The organism is Alkalithermobacter paradoxus (assembly GCA_002029295.1).
Lineage (GTDB): Bacteria > Bacillota > Clostridia > Peptostreptococcales > Peptostreptococcaceae > Alkalithermobacter > Alkalithermobacter paradoxus.
Genome location: MZGW01000004.1, coordinates 16269 through 32839, shown reverse-complemented (window position 1 = coordinate 32839; position 16571 = coordinate 16269). Strand labels below are relative to the sequence as shown.

At 32.6% G+C, this 16571-nt stretch carries 20 protein-coding genes and 1 riboswitch; all 20 genes read right to left on the bottom strand.

The annotated features are described in order from the left end of the window. Positions 1 to 1038, bottom strand: a complete 1038-nt coding sequence (kdd, locus tag CLOTH_RS06415; protein WP_079412285.1) for an L-erythro-3,5-diaminohexanoate dehydrogenase — start codon at positions 1036 to 1038, stop codon at positions 1 to 3. Positions 1039 to 1050: 12 nt separating this feature from the next. Next, complete coding sequence (locus CLOTH_RS06410) at positions 1051 to 1716, bottom strand: 3-oxoacid CoA-transferase subunit B (protein ID WP_079412283.1); 666 nt, start codon at positions 1714 to 1716, stop codon at positions 1051 to 1053. Position 1717: 1 nt separating this feature from the next. Then, positions 1718 to 2371, bottom strand: coding sequence for an acetate CoA-transferase subunit alpha (gene atoD / locus CLOTH_RS06405; RefSeq protein WP_079412282.1), 654 nt, complete (start codon positions 2369 to 2371; stop codon positions 1718 to 1720). Positions 2372 to 2375: 4 nt separating this feature from the next. Next, positions 2376 to 3197 carry a 3-keto-5-aminohexanoate cleavage enzyme gene (gene kce, locus CLOTH_RS06400; protein ID WP_079412281.1) on the bottom strand — a complete coding sequence of 274 codons (822 nt, stop codon included), beginning with the start codon at positions 3195 to 3197 and terminating at the stop codon, positions 2376 to 2378. Between the two features lie 10 nt (positions 3198 to 3207). Further along, entirely contained in the window at positions 3208 to 3588 is a 381-nt protein-coding gene (gene kal, locus CLOTH_RS06395; protein ID WP_079412280.1) for a 3-aminobutyryl-CoA ammonia lyase, read from the bottom strand. An 88-nt stretch (positions 3589 to 3676) separates the two neighbouring features. Beyond that, a riboswitch (Lysine riboswitch) is annotated at positions 3677 to 3854 on the bottom strand. Between the two features lie 88 nt (positions 3855 to 3942). Continuing rightward, positions 3943 to 4353 carry a methylglyoxal synthase gene (mgsA, locus tag CLOTH_RS06390; protein WP_079412278.1) on the bottom strand — a complete coding sequence of 137 codons (411 nt, stop codon included), beginning with the start codon at positions 4351 to 4353 and terminating at the stop codon, positions 3943 to 3945. 64 nt (positions 4354 to 4417) lie between these two features. After that, the gene (minE, locus tag CLOTH_RS06385; RefSeq protein WP_079412277.1) at positions 4418 to 4702 is read right to left on the bottom strand and encodes a cell division topological specificity factor MinE; all 285 of its coding nucleotides are present in this window, start codon (positions 4700 to 4702) and stop codon (positions 4418 to 4420) included. Positions 4703 to 4713: 11 nt separating this feature from the next. After that, the gene (gene minD, locus CLOTH_RS06380) at positions 4714 to 5511 is read right to left on the bottom strand and encodes a septum site-determining protein MinD (RefSeq protein WP_079412276.1); all 798 of its coding nucleotides are present in this window, start codon (positions 5509 to 5511) and stop codon (positions 4714 to 4716) included. Between the two features lie 15 nt (positions 5512 to 5526). After that, positions 5527 to 6174 carry a septum site-determining protein MinC gene (gene minC / locus CLOTH_RS06375; protein ID WP_079412274.1) on the bottom strand — a complete coding sequence of 216 codons (648 nt, stop codon included), beginning with the start codon at positions 6172 to 6174 and terminating at the stop codon, positions 5527 to 5529. A 63-nt stretch (positions 6175 to 6237) separates the two neighbouring features. Then, positions 6238 to 9030: a penicillin-binding transpeptidase domain-containing protein gene (locus CLOTH_RS06370; protein WP_079412273.1), complete on the bottom strand. Its 2793-nt coding sequence runs from the start codon at positions 9028 to 9030 to the stop codon at positions 6238 to 6240. Positions 9031 to 9042: 12 nt separating this feature from the next. Beyond that, complete coding sequence (gene mreD, locus CLOTH_RS06365; RefSeq protein ID WP_079412272.1) at positions 9043 to 9531, bottom strand: rod shape-determining protein MreD; 489 nt, start codon at positions 9529 to 9531, stop codon at positions 9043 to 9045. Positions 9532 to 9544: 13 nt separating this feature from the next. Continuing rightward, positions 9545 to 10417 (bottom strand): rod shape-determining protein MreC, encoded by an 873-nt coding sequence (mreC, locus tag CLOTH_RS06360; RefSeq protein WP_079412271.1) that lies wholly within the window; start codon positions 10415 to 10417, stop codon positions 9545 to 9547. A gap of 5 nt (positions 10418 to 10422) precedes the next feature. Continuing rightward, positions 10423 to 11448 (bottom strand): rod shape-determining protein, encoded by a 1026-nt coding sequence (locus CLOTH_RS06355; RefSeq protein ID WP_079412492.1) that lies wholly within the window; start codon positions 11446 to 11448, stop codon positions 10423 to 10425. Between the two features lie 35 nt (positions 11449 to 11483). Beyond that, positions 11484 to 12146, bottom strand: a complete 663-nt coding sequence (gene radC, locus CLOTH_RS06350; RefSeq protein ID WP_143715441.1) for a RadC family protein — start codon at positions 12144 to 12146, stop codon at positions 11484 to 11486. A gap of 50 nt (positions 12147 to 12196) precedes the next feature. Further along, on the bottom strand, positions 12197 to 12775 hold the full coding sequence (locus CLOTH_RS06345; RefSeq protein ID WP_079412269.1) for a nucleoside triphosphate pyrophosphatase: 579 nt from the start codon (positions 12773 to 12775) through the stop codon (positions 12197 to 12199). 102 nt (positions 12776 to 12877) lie between these two features. Further along, positions 12878 to 13855 carry an RnfABCDGE type electron transport complex subunit B gene (gene rnfB / locus CLOTH_RS06340; protein WP_079412268.1) on the bottom strand — a complete coding sequence of 326 codons (978 nt, stop codon included), beginning with the start codon at positions 13853 to 13855 and terminating at the stop codon, positions 12878 to 12880. 15 nt (positions 13856 to 13870) lie between these two features. Next, positions 13871 to 14443 carry an electron transport complex subunit RsxA gene (gene rsxA / locus CLOTH_RS06335; RefSeq protein ID WP_079412267.1) on the bottom strand — a complete coding sequence of 191 codons (573 nt, stop codon included), beginning with the start codon at positions 14441 to 14443 and terminating at the stop codon, positions 13871 to 13873. 11 nt (positions 14444 to 14454) lie between these two features. After that, positions 14455 to 15051, bottom strand: coding sequence for an electron transport complex subunit RsxE (gene rsxE, locus CLOTH_RS06330; protein ID WP_079412266.1), 597 nt, complete (start codon positions 15049 to 15051; stop codon positions 14455 to 14457). A 15-nt stretch (positions 15052 to 15066) separates the two neighbouring features. After that, positions 15067 to 15624: an RnfABCDGE type electron transport complex subunit G gene (locus CLOTH_RS06325; RefSeq protein WP_079412265.1), complete on the bottom strand. Its 558-nt coding sequence runs from the start codon at positions 15622 to 15624 to the stop codon at positions 15067 to 15069. Beyond that, the gene (locus tag CLOTH_RS06320) at positions 15624 to 16556 is read right to left on the bottom strand and encodes an RnfABCDGE type electron transport complex subunit D (RefSeq protein WP_079412263.1); all 933 of its coding nucleotides are present in this window, start codon (positions 16554 to 16556) and stop codon (positions 15624 to 15626) included. The genes CLOTH_RS06325 and CLOTH_RS06320 overlap by 1 nt, the downstream gene beginning before the upstream one ends. Positions 16557 to 16571: the final 15 nt, after the last annotated feature.

Sequence of the window (16571 nt, the reverse complement as noted above, 5' to 3'; positions counted from 1 at the left end):
TTAAACGTATAATTCCTTAAATATATTTCTCAAAGTTTCGCACTCTCTTAAATCCTGAATTGTAACATCTGCATGGCCTTTTGTATATCCATTTCCGATTATCATAGTAACATCTTTTCCTACTCCTTCTGCTCCAAGTGCTGCCTTTGTAAAACTTGTTGCCATAGAGAAGAAATAAACTATTCCCTCATCTTTAACTGGTAATATACTAGACATTTCTGTATTAGGTACATTTACACAGTTTATACATATATCTACTTCTTCATTGTTGTTAACTTTTAATACTTCACTTAAAACTTGTGATGAATTTTGAGCATCAGCAACTATAACATCATGACAGAAATTTGTTTTATCTAGAAAGTCCTTACTCTTTTGATCTCTAACAAGACCTATTACCTTTCCTTTTTCTCCTACTCTCTTTCTAGCTTCATAGCAGCAAAGCATACCTGATTTTCCTGCAGCTCCTAGTATCAAAACTGTATCTCCTTTTTTAACAAGATTTGCAGTTTGTGCTGGAGCTCCTGCAACATCTAAAGCAGCAAGTGCTAAAGTTTCCTCCATATCTTCTGGTAAAACAGCATATATACCACTTTCAAATAGAATTGCCTTTCCTTTTATTTCAACTCTATCTATCTCAGGCTTAATATCTATTATTTCATCTATTCTGAGAGGAGTTAGTGATAAAGAAACTAATGTTGCAATTTTATCTCCTTCCTTTAGATCTATTTTTCCTCTTAGCTTATCTCCTAATCTCTCCACTACCCCTATTAGCATTCCGCCAGATCCTGTAACAGGATTTTGCATCTTTCCTCTTTCATTTACTATGTCTAGTATCATTTGTTTTATTTTTTCTATATCGTGATCACACGCTTCTTCTATTTGAGTGAAACTTGCAGAATCTATATTTAACGCACAAACGTCTATTAGTATTTCATTATCATATATATTCATATCATTATCTATCTTTATAGCAGGTTGAGGTAAAACCTCTTTAGGTTCTATAACTCTATGCGTTCCGTATTTGCATCCTCTTTTCATTTATTAATCCCCCTATATATCCATAATTTTAAGATCATCTGAAATAATTAAATCAGCTTCCGTTAAGCTTTTTATCTGATCTACAGTTACATCTTTATTTATTTCTCTTAGAACTAATCCTTTATTTGTAACTTCCATTACTCCTAATTCTGTAATTATTAAATTTACTTTTTCTCTTGCAGTTAATGGCAAGTTACATTTTTTAAATATTTTAGGTTTTCCTTTAGATGTGTGAAGCATAGAAACTATCACCTTTTTAGCTCCTGTAACAAGGTCCATAGCTCCACCCATTCCTGGTACTAGCTTTCCTGGTATTATCCAGTTAGCTAAGTTTCCACTTTGGTCTACTTCAAGTGCTCCAAGAACAGTTACATCTACATGACCACCTCTTATAAGCCCAAAAGACATACATGTATCAAAGAAAGATCCTTGTGGAAGTACATTTACATACTGTCCTCCAGCATTAGTTATATTTATATTTTCTTCTCCCCTTTGTGCTAAGCTACCCATACCTACCATTCCATTTTCAGATTGAAATGTTACATTAATATCTTTAGGGATATAATTTGCAACAAGCGTAGGAAGTCCTATTCCTAGATTTACGAGTTGACCATCTTTAAGCTCTTTTGCAACTCTTTTAGCTATGATTTCTTTTCCAACTGTTTCATCTATTATCAAGTTACTCCCCTCCTTTTATCACATAATCTACTACTACTCCCGGTGTCCCTATAAGCTCTTTATCTATTTCTCCAGTTTTAACTATCTTTTCAGCTTCTGCTATAACCTTATCAGCTGCCATTGCTATTATTGGATTGAAATTTCTTGTAGTTCCTTTGTATGATACATTACCAAATTCATCTATTGTATTTCCCTTTATTAAAGCAATATCTGCTCTTAATGGAAGTTCTAATAAGTATTCTTTTTCATCTATTACTATTTTCTGTTTTCCTTCTTCTACAACTGTTCCGATGCCAGTAGGTGTTAGTATTCCTCCTAGACCATATCCACCTGCCCTTATTCTTTCAATCAATGTTCCTTGCGGACAAAGCTCTACTTTTAATTTGCCCTCGTTCATAAGTTTACCTGTTTGTGGATTTGTTCCTATGTGGGATACAATAGCTTTCTTAATCTGATTATTTACAATTAGTCTTCCTACACCTTTATCTACAAAACTTGTATCGTTGGCTATTAATGTTATATCCTTTATATTTAAATCTATAAGAACATCTATTAATTTTTCTGGTGTACCGCACCCTAAAAATCCACCTACCATTATTGTCATCCCATCTTTGAAAAGGTGTTTTATCTCATCTATATTTACTACCTTGTTCATCTAATCACCCCTTAAGTTGAAGTATTTTTCTTGCTTCATCAGGAGATGCTATTTCTCTTCCTATTTCTTTTGCAATTCTTACAACCTTTTCTACTAATTCTCCGTTAGATTTTGCAAGCACCCCTTTAGATATGTAAACGTTATCCTCAAATCCCACTCTTACATGTCCACCCATTGCTATTGATAGTGCGGCCATTTGAAATTGGCTTTTTCCAATTCCTGAAACTGTAAATGTTGAACCACTTGGTATACTTCCAGCCATAAATGTTAGATCTCTAATAGTTGCACTTATTCCTCCATTGACACCTAATACAAAGTTATAATGCATAGGAGCTTTTATATATCCTTTATTGTGAAGTCTTATTGCCATATCTATCATACCTTTATCAAATACTTCAAGTTCAGGTTTTACCCCAAGACTTATCATCTTTTCTCCGAACTCTTTTATTGTATTTTCAGTATTGATAAATATTTCATCTCCACCAAAATTACATGTTCCACAGTCTAATGTTGCCATCTCAGGCTTTAAGTATATAGGTTGTATTCTTTCTTCATTGCTCATGCCAACCGCACCACCAGTTGATGGTTGAATTATTACATCAGGGCATCTTCTTCTTATCTCTTTTATACATTCTTCAAATCTATTTATATCCTGTGTTGGAGTTCCATCATCATTTCTAACATGAAGATGTATTATGCTTGCCCCTGCCTTATAGGCACTTTCCGCCTCTCTTCCTATTTCCTCAACAGTGTATGGAACATTTATATTATGTTTCTTTGTAACCTCAGCCCCACATATAGCAGCTGTTATTATCAACTTTTCCATGATAAACCTCCTATTTTCTCTGCTTGTCTTTTGGAACAACACACGTTCCAGAAGCTCTACACACAACTATATGCTGTTCTAATAAATCTGCTGCTGAATCATTTATGTCAGGTCTTTGTGTTATAACTTTCCTAGCTTCAAATATCATTTTTCTAGATGTATTACCTAGTTGTACTATTTCACCAATTACTTCTATGTAGTCTCCAGCAAATACAGGAGCTAAAAATTCTACGCTATCGTATGCCCTGAAAAGTCCTTCATCTCCATCGTTTCTTATTAGAAGTTCTGTAGCTACATCTCCAAACAATTGAAGCATTTTAGCTCCATCAACTAAATTCCCTCCATAATGTGCATCATGATTGCTCATTCTTACTCTAATAGTTGCCTTCATACTCATCCCCCTCTTTAAAATAATAAAGCACTGAAGATTTTCAGTGCTTTTTATACTGCTATAATGCAATGAAAATCTACGTTTTCATTACATAAATAGCTCTCTATGAATACTTCATAGCAGTTATAAAGTATTTTGCTTTATAACCAAGAATATATTAAAGAACTAATATATTCTTTCGGCAAGGAAACCATTCGTATTTGGTATTGGATGTTCTTATCCTTATCACCCAAAACTACCCTTTTCCCTGCACCTCTATTTATGTATATTTAAAATTTTCTTTTTACCAATATATATGATGTACAAGGTGTATTTATTCAAAAAAAAAGAAAAGCTACTGATTTGTCAGTAGCTTTATTTGAATAGGTTTTTCTTTCTAGTTTCTCTCCAGTTCAATTCTCCTCTTTCTAGTGCTTTTATAAATATTTCTGCTGAGGCTAAGTTTGTAGCGATAGGTACTTGATGAACATCGCAAAGTCTTATAAGTGCTTGTATGTCAGGCTCATGTGATTGAGCAGTCATTGGATCTCTTAAAAATATTACCAAGTCCATATTCTCTTCTGCTATTCTTGCACCTATTTGCTGATCTCCACCTAATGGTCCAGATAAAAATCTTTTAATATCAAGACCTGTGGCTTCTTGTATTCTTCTTCCTGTAGTTCCAGTTGCATGAAGGGTATATTTGCTTAATATATCTTTATATGCTAAGGCGAAATTTACCATTTCTTCTTTTTTGTTGTCATGAGCAATCAGAGATATATTCATTATTTTCAGCTCCTCTTGTGTTTAGTTTGGAAAAAATATAGGGAATTCCTTTATAGGATTTCCCTTATCTTGTCTTATCTTTCACTTTCTTTATAGGAATATTTGCAACTAATGCAGATGTAGCAGCTCCTTCTTCTTCATTTCTTGTTTTTGCCATCTTAAATTCTAATCCTGATTCATCTATCTCTATATAATCAGATATAACTCTTAATATATCACTTTTAACCATCTCTAAAAAACTTGGAGAACAATTTGCTCTATCGTGAACTAATACTAATTTTAGTCTTTCTTTTGCTACATTTTTACTTGTTTTTGATTCATTCCCAAACATTTTAAATAAATCTAGCATATTCACCACCCCTATTTAGCAAGTCCAAATATTTTCTTGATTTTACTTACAAAAGATTCTTGGGTATCTATATCTAGAAAAGGAATCTCTTCTCCCATTATTCTCTTACATATATTTTTGTATGCTTGTCCTGCCACTGATTTGTTGTCAACAACAGCTGGTTCACCTTTATTTGTGGATACTACGATAGCCTCATCATCTGGAACTATACCTATAAGATCTATAGCTAGGATATCTATTATATCATCCATATTCATCATATCTCCACGTTTTACCATCTCCGGTCTTATTCTATTTATTATAAGCTGTGGATTTTCAATGTCGTTTGCTTCTAATAAACCTATAATTCTATCAGCATCCCTTACTGCTGAAATTTCCGGCGTTGTTACAACTATTGCTCTATCAGCACCAGCTATTGCATTTTTAAATCCTTGCTCTATTCCTGCTGGACAATCTATAAGTACATAATCGAACGATTCTTTAAGCTCATCACATAATTTTTTCATTTGGTCTGGAGAAATAGCATTTTTGTCTCTAGTTTGTGCTGCAGGTAGTAAACATAGATTTTCATATCTTTTATCTTTTATAATAGCTTGTTTTAATCTACACGTTCCTTCAACAACATCTACAATATCGTATACTATTCTATTTTCAAGCCCCATTACAACATCTAGATTTCTAAGACCTATATCTGCATCTACAACTACTGTTTTTTTTCCAGATAAACTTAAAGCTGTACCTAAGTTAGCCGTGGTAGTAGTTTTGCCAACTCCACCTTTTCCTGATGTTATTACAATAACTTCACCCATTTTACTCCCCCATCCTTATTTTCTATTTAAATATGGCTCTATTACTATACAATCATTCTTAATGTGTGCTACTTCTGGAAAGTTAGGCTTTTCAAAATTGTCTTCAGGAGCTATAGCAATAGTATCAGCTATTCTAAGCTGCATAGGGTCTAGATTGTACGCTGCAACAAAAGCGTTTTTATTTCCATTAGCACCTGCGTGTACAACACCTCTTAATGCACCCATTATTATTATATTGCCATATGCTACTACCTGTCCTCCAGGGTTTACATCTCCAATTATAACTACATTTCCTTTATATTCTATTTTAGTTCCTGATCTTAGTGTAGTCTTTACAATTTTAGTGTTTCCCTCATTTATGCCTTGAAATATTTCATCTTCACTTTCAATATCTTCTTCTACCCAGTCCAAATCGAATTTTTGAGTAATTATATCTTTTAATTCTATAATCTCTAGATCAGTTAAATCAATACAGTTAATCGACGAAATTTTAGCTCCTGAAAAGAAATTTCTACTTTCCTCTATCTTATCAATCAAATTATTCTTTATAGTTTCAAAGTCATATCCTTGTTTTACATTTATTACAAGACCATTTTTTGTTCCTTTGAATTCTATTATGTTTCTTTTCGCATTTTTAAGCTGTATTACTTCACCTAAAGCCATAATTCATCCTCCAAAAGACTTTATATTTTATATAGATTCTACATTATTTTTTCAAATCCTTCTTTATCTTTGTAATTCTTCCGATAGATTTAATTTTTCTTGTACTACATCTGAATTTTTATTGAGTCCAAAGTACTGTGCCATTACATCTCTTGCAATTGGAGCTGCATATCCTCCTTGACCTCCTTGGAATAGAAGTACTGCTACTACTATCTCTGGGTCATCGTGTGGAGCGTAAGAAACATACCAAGAAAAGTTGTCATAAGTATCTTTAAATCTGTCTATATCTTCATTGCTTAGACTAGGATTTAATTTTCTTATGGCCTGTCTTATATAATAATCTTCTCTTCTGTTGTCGGTACTTTGCTTTTTTAGAATTTCAGCAGTTTCTAAAACATCTTTTTCACTTACTCTAAAGCTTGCAAGGTGTGAAAGTAGATATTGTTTTTCGTCTTTTGTAGGTATTCTACCACTTCTTTGAGCCGTACCAGTTTTACCACCTGTTTGTATAGGAAAGTTTGCAAATGCACTCCTTGTTGAACCACTTTGTGTAACATCTAGCATTCCTTGCTTTAGGTAGTCTAAATTCTTAGGATCTTTAAGATCTATTTTTTCTGAAACTCTCTCTATTCTTTGAGTTTCAAGTTTGTCTTGAGATACAATTCTATCAACAACAGTAACTTTATTTAAATAACCTCCATTTACCATAGTAGCTATTGAATTTGCCATTTGAAGTGGAGTATAAGCATGCTGACCTTGTCCTATAGAAAGGTTGAATGTATCTCCTGTTTTCCAATCAGCTTGATTAAAATAACTATATTTAGCTAAATCTGCAATTCTATTTGCTTCACTTTCAGGTACTTTAAGGCTTATAAGTCTTCTTATTATTTCACCTCTTGAAGGATTCTCCTCAGTCCAGCTAACTATCTCATTTACTCTTTTCTCATATTCTTGTTCATTTTTGTTTGGACTTATATCTTCAAAAGAATTTCTCATTTCTCTAATTAATCTAGCTTTTAAAGATGCTTTTGTAACTCTTAGCTTCTCATCTGGACTTGGAACCCTTCCAGGTCTTTCTTCTATCTGTATACCTGTTCTTGAGTCTAGTCCAAACATTCTAGCGTATTTTAAAACTTCATCTACATTCATCTTTACAGGCAAAGGCTTATTTCTACTATAATCGTATCCTGTACTTACAGAGTAAAAGTAATAGTTACAAGAATGCTCTATAGCTCTGAATAAATCTGTAGCACCATGTGTTCCTCTACGATCATTCCATATCCAACATCCAAATGATCTATTACCTACCATTATATATCCTTTATCATATATTGTATAATAAGGGCTTAATCCATTTTCTATAGCCGCAAGTCCTGTTATCATCTTAAATGTAGATCCAGGCTGAACAGAAGTTAATGTAGCTGTATTAAAAAGAGGTTTTGGAGCTATTGGATCATTTGGGTTTTCAGGCTGCAAAGCTCTCCAGTCACTTGCACTTATTCCTGTTGCAAATAAATTAGGATCATAGTCTGGGTAACTTGCCATAGCAAGAACCTCCCCTGTTTTTGCATCTAAAGCTACTACAGCCCCTGACTTTGCATTTCTATATATTCTTTGATTATTTCTTAATGTTACATTTCCAAAAGGACTTTCATAAACGCCACCTACTTGGATAGTTTGTAAAACTTCTCTTAAAGATCTTTCTGCTTCTCTTTGAAGATCTATATCTATAGTAAGGTAAACAGTATCCCCAGGAATTGGATTTTTAGTTTCTATTCTTCTAACCAATCTTCCGTATGCATCAACTTGTACTTTTTTGTACCCTTTTTTTCCTTGAAGTACATCTTCAAATGTTTTTTCTATACCTGTTTTACCAATCATATCAGTTATACTGTATCCATTTTGTTCTATATACTTTTCAATTTCTTCTTTTTGAGATATTTTTCCTATCTGTCCTAGTATATGAGATGCTAAATTACCGTTTGGATAATATCTTACAGGCTCTACCTCTATATTTATACCTTGAAGCTCTATAGCTCTTTCTTCTATTTTTGCAACTGTTTCTTTTGATACATCAAGAGCTACTTTTATTGGTTGATACTGAAGATATCCTGTAGATAGTAATAAATCCCTAACAACTAATATCTTCCTAGCTTCGTTATTTGTAAAACTCTCATCTATTTTAAATCGTTCTCTTAGTCTTTCAAAAGTTTCTTTAGCAGTTATTTCTTCATCTCTAATTCTGTATCTATAAAGCCATTCTCTCTTTTTCACTTGCTCACTAAATTCCCATGTGGATACTCTTATAGGAGGATAATATCCTTGCTCATTTAACATTCTCTGTAGTTCAAATTTATCTGCATCTGGCTGTGGATTTATTTCTCCTTCTTTTGTATATTTATCTACTAGGTAATAAAAGCTCTTTTCAGCATCATAATTTAGAGGTATTTCATTTCTTTCTTTCCAATCTCTTATAGCTATGTCATATGTGAATACATACTCCCCATTTTCTACAATTATTGGAAATTCATCGATGTATTTTTCGTCATTATCCTCTAGTATATTTATAAGCTTTATAGCAACACTATTAAAACCTTCATTTTGGACTTGATCTTTATAAATTTGAACTGTGAAAGATGGTCTATTTCCTGCTAATAACCTACCGTATCTATCTCTTATTTCTCCTCTTTGGGCTTCTACTAATATGTTTTTATATACCTTGTTCTCTGCTTGTGTTGCGTATTCTTCTCCCTTTATTGTAGTTATATATCCTAATCTAAGAGTTACTATTGATAATACAATTACAAATACTAAATTTAAAACCTCGAATCTATCTTCTATTTTTTTCTTTTTCATAATCAATCACCACTATATATTATCTATTCTTTTTATGAAGTTCCTTAAAAACCTATATATTAATGTTGTAAATACTACGTGCAAAAGTGGAATAAGTATCATTCCTTTATATAAAAATTTAGATATAGATTGGGTACTTACAAAATAACTTGCCATCAAAAACTGTATAGCACAGTCAAATATAGTTGAAAAAACAACTAATACAAGCACTGTAATTATATTATCTTTGAATATTTTATCTTTCATAACCCCTAATATATATCCTACTACGAAAAATATTAGTCCATTTAATCCTAGGAATCTCCCAACTAAAATATCTTTAAAAATTCCCATGACAAGACCTATTATAGCACCTTCATTTTTTTCAAGTGATAAGGATATGAAAATTATATATACAAGCGAAAGATTGATAGTAGCTTCGAATATAGGCATATAATTTAGAACACTATTTTCAAATATAATAAATATTATTCCTAGTAATAAAACTATAAAATTCTTCATTATAAATCCCCCATTATTCTAATACTCTTGGCGGAACTACTAGCACTTTGTCTAGATTTTTAAAGTTTGCGTATGGCTTTACACTAATATACTTTAATAAGCTATTTCTATCCTCTATAACTTTATCTACTTGCCCTATAGGTATCCCCTTTGGATATAGTCCTATACCTGAAGTTATTATTATATCTCCAGCAACAACTTCGTATTCTTCATCAAATAAATATCCTTTTATATGTCCTTCTTCAAATTTTTCATCTGAATCTAAAGATATGTTTTGACTTAATACTCCTGTATATTCTGGCTTTCTTAGAACTTCAAAACTCACAGCAGATTTATTGTTTATTATAGATATTGCTTTTGAATAATTATTTGAAACTTCATATATAATTCCAACTAATCCATCGCCTGATATTACTATGCTGTTATTTTTCACACCATCTTTTCTACCTGCCGATATCGTAAAGCTATTGTACCAATTTCCATCGTTTTTACTTACAACGCTAGCACTTATATATTTCTTTTCATAGCTATCCTCTACGTAATTAAGTGATCTTTTAAGATTTGATAAGCTTTCAAGTTCACTTCTTCTTAAATCTATTTCTATTATCTTCTGCTTAAGTTCTTGATTTTCTGAACGCATACTTTCTATTACTTGCAAGTTTTTTCTATAGTTTATAATTCCAACAACATTTTCTTCTAAGGTAGAAAATGCCTTATTTAATCCCCTAGATATAGAAGATGTAGTATCTAAAATTATTTTAGATAAAGGATTCGTACTTCCCCTTGTTGCAGATATACCTATAACTATAATTAGAGTGATAGCAATTGAAACAAATGCTATCACTTCTTTATTAGTCTTATTTTCTTTTTTTCTTCTTCTACTCATATCTATCACCTTTTATTGTGCATAAGAACTTTATCAAATATCTCTTTATCTTCAACTGACTTTCCTGTACCTATCGCAACGCAGTCTAAAGGATTTTCTGCTACATGTACAGGCATTCCTGTTTCTTCTTTAATTAACCTGTCTAAACCTTTTAATAACGCCCCTCCGCCTGTTAGCATAATTCCATTTTCTATTATATCTGCCGCAAGTTCAGGTGGAGTTCTCTCAAGAGTAGCTTTTATTCCTTCTACTATGCTTGTTACTGGTTCACTTAACGCTTCTCTAACCTCACTTGAAGTTATATCTATTGTTTTAGGAAGGCCTGTTATCAAATCTCTTCCTCTTATGCTCATTTTTTCTTCCTTTTCAGATTTGAACGCAGAACCGATTTTTATCTTAACTTCTTCTGCTGTTCTTTCCCCTATCATTAAATTATATTCTTTTTTTACATAATTAACAATAGATTCATCAAATTCATCTCCACCAATTCTTATGGATTTTGCTGTAACTATTCCACCTAAAGATATAACAGCTATTTCACTTGTTCCTCCACCTATATCTACAACCATATTTCCGTCTGGCTCTTCAACTCTTATACCAGCTCCTATAGCTGCTGCCATAGGCTCTTCTATAAGATAAGCATCTCTAGCTCCTGCCTGTTTTGCTGCTTCTTCTATTGCTCTTTTTTCAACTTCAGTAACTCCATAAGGAACACAAACGGCAATTCTAGGACTTATTAACGATTTTTTAGGATATGCTTTTCTTATAAAGTATCTAAGCATACTTTGAGTTATATCAAAGTCTGCTATAACTCCATCTTTCATAGGTCTTATAGCAACTATATTTCCTGGAGTTCTTCCTATCATACGCTTTGCTTCTTCTCCAACAGCTAATACATCTTTATTATCATCTCTTACAGCAACAACTGATGGTTCTCTTAATACTATACCTTTTCCTCTAACATATACCAAAGTATTAGCAGTACCTAAATCTATACCCATATCTTTAGAGATAACTCCAAATAAATTCATTTTCTTTGCTTTTAATCTCACACCTATTCACCTTCCTAAATTAAAGATTTTTCTTTAAAACTAAAATATACACCATCTCCAAATATTATATGATCTATAACCTCAATGCCTAGTATTCGTCCTCCATCTATCAATCTATTTGTAATAACTTTATCCTCTTTACTTGGCTCAGGATTTCCAGATGGGTGATTATGTATAAGCATTATTTTGCTTGCACTTTTCTTTATAGCTTCTATAAAAACTTCTCTTGGGTGAACTATTGATGAATTTAAAGACCCAACTGAAATTTCTACATCATTTATTATTTCATTCTTTGTATTCAAAAGAAGTATCTTAAACACTTCTTTCTTTAGGTATCTATAATCCTCCATGTAAACATCAGCTATGTCACTTGGACAGCTTACTTTTATTCTTTCTAGCTTCATCGATTTTGATATTCTCTTTCCAAGTTCTAGTGCTGCTATAATCTGACACGACTTTGCCACTCCTAATCCCTTTATGTTGCTTAGTTCTTCAACAGACACACTCCCAAGATGCTTTATTCCTTCTTTTTCCTTATTTATTATGTAATTTGCAAGTTCTAAAGCTGACATATCCTTAGTTCCTGTTCTAAGAAGTATGGCTAGTAACTCAACATTTGATAAATAATTTGGGCCCTTAAGAAGTAATTTTTCTCTTGGTCTTTCTTCTTTTGCCATATCTTTTATAGACAATTTAGCTAGACTTTCCACATCAAGCCCCCCTAAATTTATATAATATTTATATTAAAATGTCTATATAAATTTTCTTCAAGTTTCGCTAAAGGAAGTCCAACTACGTTGAAATAATCTCCATCTATTTTTTCCACTAATAAAGCTCCATATCCTTGTATACCATATGCTCCTGCCTTGTCCATAGGTTCTTTGGTTTGTATGTATCTTTTTATTTTTTCAGAATCTAATTCTTTCATTTTAACACTTGTTGACACATAATCTGTTATCTTCTTGTTGTCAGAAAGTCTTATTATGCTTATTCCTGTCACAACAGTATGATATTTCCCGGACAATTTTTTTAGCGTATCGTATGCTTGTTTTTCATCATTTGGCTTTCCTAGTATCTCACCTTCAAAGACTACAATAGTGTCTGCTCCTATTACTATATCATCTTTATCTACCCTTGATGCAACATCTAATGCTTTTTGCAAAGATAAACTTACAGCTGTTATAAATGGTTCATCTTTGTTATTTACATTTTCATCTATCTCACTTTTTAGCACTTTAAATTCAAGATTCAAGTTAGAAAGTAGCTCTATTCTTCTAGGTGAAGATGAAGCTAATACAATGCCCATTTTTTACATCACCTCTTTATTTTTACCATATTATAGTTTACCACTTAGAAACTCAAAATACAATAAGGTGTGGAATCTTCCACACCTTATATCTTAACCTTATTATTTCATTTTTATAGCTTGTTTAGGACATTTTTTGAAGCACTCTGAACACCCTATGCATTTTTGCTCATCTATCTCGTGTTTTGATTTTAGTTCTCCACTCACAGCATCTACTGGGCATTTCTTCTTACATATAGTACATCCTATACATTTATCTTCTTCTATTATTGCTTTTTTTCTTTTACTCAAATCTCCACTTATAGCTTTAGTTGGACACTTCTCTACACATACCATACAGTGAGTACATTTTGAATAATCTATTTTAGCAAGATTATTATCAAAAGTTATCGCCTCAAATGGACATGCCTTAACGCATATCTTGCACCCTATACATCCTACCGTACACTTAACTTTTACATCTTTTCCAAACTCTTTACTATTACAATCTACTACAACATCTTGACCATATGGTGCCCATGCTATCACTGCCTTTGGACATACTTCTAGACATTTTCCACAAGTTACACATTTATCTTTGTCTATTTGAGCAATATCATCCTTTATTACTATTGCTCCAAACTGACACACATTAACACAAGTTCCAAGCCCTAAGCATCCGTACTGACATGATTTTGGTCCGCTTATTATCATAGCTGCTGCTCTACAATCCTGTATTCCATGATACTGTGCCTTGTCTTTTGCATTGTTGCATGTTCCTTTACATATTACTCTTGCTACTTTCTTTTCTCCAGTTTCTGCTGTCATTCCCATTATGTTACCTATTTTATCAGCTAAATCAGATCCACCTACTGGACAAGCTGTAATAGGAGCTTCTCCGTTTACTATGGCAACTGCTAATCCGTTACATCCTGGATAACCACATCCACCACAGTTAGCACCTGGTAAAACTTCATTTATATCTTCAACTCTAGGGTCTACTTCCACAGCAAACTTTTTAGATGCATATGCAAGTCCACTTCCAAATATAAGTCCCATAGCACCCAAACTCAATACCGAATTTAATATTAGATTTGCCATTCTAACACCACCTTATTATACTAATCCTGTAAATCCTAGAAATGCTATAGACATAAGTCCTGCTGCAATTAATGCTATTGGGAAGCCTTTGAATAACTCCGGTATATCAGCAATTTCAAGTCTTTCTCTTATTCCAGCGAATAATACTATAGCAAGTGTAAATCCTACCGCTGCCCCTATTGCGTTGAATATAGTTTCTATTAGATTGTAGTCGTTTTGTATATTTAGTATAGCAACACCTAAAACAGCACAGTTAGTAGTTATAAGAGGCAAATAAACCCCTAGTGCTTGATATAGTGTTGGACTTACCTTTTGAATTACCATTTCAACAAACTGAACTAAAGAAGCTATAACTAGTATAAACGCTATAGTCTGTAAAAACTCTATTCCTAGAAACACTAGTAACTTTTGAATAAAATAAGTTATTACAGAAGCTAAAGTCATAACAAACGTAACAGCCATACCCATTCCTAAAGATGTTTCAACTTTCTTTGAAACTCCAAGAAATGGACATATACCTAAGAATCTAGACAAAACAAAGTTATTAACAAGTATAGAACTTAGTAGTATTATAAATATATTTGCCATAAATTTTCCTCCTAACTAGCTTTTTTGACAGATATTTTGTTAAATACAGCAAGTAAAAGACCTAGTGCTAAAAATGCTCCTGGAGGTAAAATCATTATTAAAGCAGGTTTATAAGCGCTTCCAAGTAAATTAACTCCAAATATAGAACCAGCACCAAATAATTCTCTAACTGCACCTAGTATAGTAAGAGAGATTGTAAATCCAACCCCCATACCTATACCATCAAATATAGAAGGAACTGGGCTATTTTTAGATGCAAAGCTCTCCGCTCTTGCAAGTATTAAACAGTTAACAACTATTAAAGGTATAAATATCCCAAGCGACTTATCAAGTGCTGGAAGATAAGCTTTTAGAAGCATTCCAACCATAGTAACGAATGTTGCTATTACAACTATGAATGCAGGTATTCTAATTTTAGATGGTATAATCTTTCTAATAAGAGATATTACAAAATTTGAACACAATAAAACTGTAGTTGTAGCTAGACCCATACCCATACCATTTTCAGCCGATGTAGTTACGGCAAGAGTAGGACACATACCTAATACATGAACAAATATTGGATTTTCCTTAACTATTCCATTTTTTATAAGTTTAAACAAATTCATATTTACACCTCCAAGCTACTTTAAAACTTCATTAAATATTCTAATAGATTCATTTATCCCATCAGTAACTGCCTCTGAAGTTATTGTAGCTCCTGCTATAGAAACTATTTCATCATCTTTTGGAATTCCACTTTTTATAACTTCTATATCACCTTTAGCTTCTTTATTTTTGTATTGATTTTTGAATTCATCATCGCTTGCTTTTGCACCAAGCCCAGGAGTTTCGGTATGGTTTCCTATATTTACTCCATGTATAGTTCCATCTACTCCTATTCCAACCATAACTTCTATTTCACCAGAATAACCTTTTGGTGTTGTCTTTATAGTGTACCCTACTAGTTCACTTCCATTTAACCCTTTGTATATTTCTTGTACTAATGAAGATTCTATATTAATATCTATTTTTTCAAATTCATTAGCATCAGGTAATACTTCTTGACGAGCTAGGTTGTTAGCTTCTTTAGCTTGCTTTTCTATATAAGGCAGTGTTAGATTGTTTGTAAATCCTAATACTACAGCAGATATAGATGTTATTATTAGAAGAATTACTCCAAGTTTAGCTATATCTTTCATTACTTAGACACCTCCCCAAATACCTTAGGATTAGTGTATTTATCTATCAACGGAGTTGCAACGTTCATTAGTAGAATAGAGTATGAAACTCCTTCAGGATATCCACCGTAAAATCTTATTACAGTTGTTAAAACTCCACATCCTATTGCATATATTATAAGTCCCTTATTTGTCATAGGAGAAGAAGCATAATCAGTTGCCATATAAAATGCACCTATCATAAGTCCACCTGCAAAAAGATGATAAATAACAGTAGTTAAATCAAATCCTCCTAATAAGAATGTTAATACTGCCACTGTACCTATATAATAAGTAGGTATTACATAAGTTATTACTCCCCTATAAAGAAGATAGATTCCTCCTATTATAAGTGCTATTGCAGAAGTTTCTCCTACACATCCTCCTATATTACCTATGAATAAATCAAATATACTTGGAAGTGCTTCTCCACTTTTCATCATTCCAAGTGGTGTAGCTGTAGCTACTGCATCTACTCCTGGAGTAATCCAGTTAGTCATTTCAACTGGCCAAGAAGCTAGTAGCATCGCACGAGCTGCAAGTGCAGGATTCATAAAGTTATGACCAAGCCCTCCAAATAGCTGTTTTACTATAGCAATTGCAAATACAGAACCAACAAAAGGTATCCACCAAGGAGCTGACGCTGGTACGTTAAAAGCAACCAAAAGACCTGTTATAACAGCCGAATAGTCATTTATTGTAACCTCTTTTCCCATAACCTTTTGAATTAAAGCCTCTGTAAGAACCGCTCCTATTACACCAGATAGTATCGCTATTACAGCACCCATTCTAAAATAATATACAGCAGCTATAGTAGCTGGTATTAGTGCTATTACAACATCTCTCATTATAACTGATACATCTTCATCAGATCTTAAATGAGGAGAAGATGATATTATAAATTTTGTATTCATTTACTTGCCTCCTTA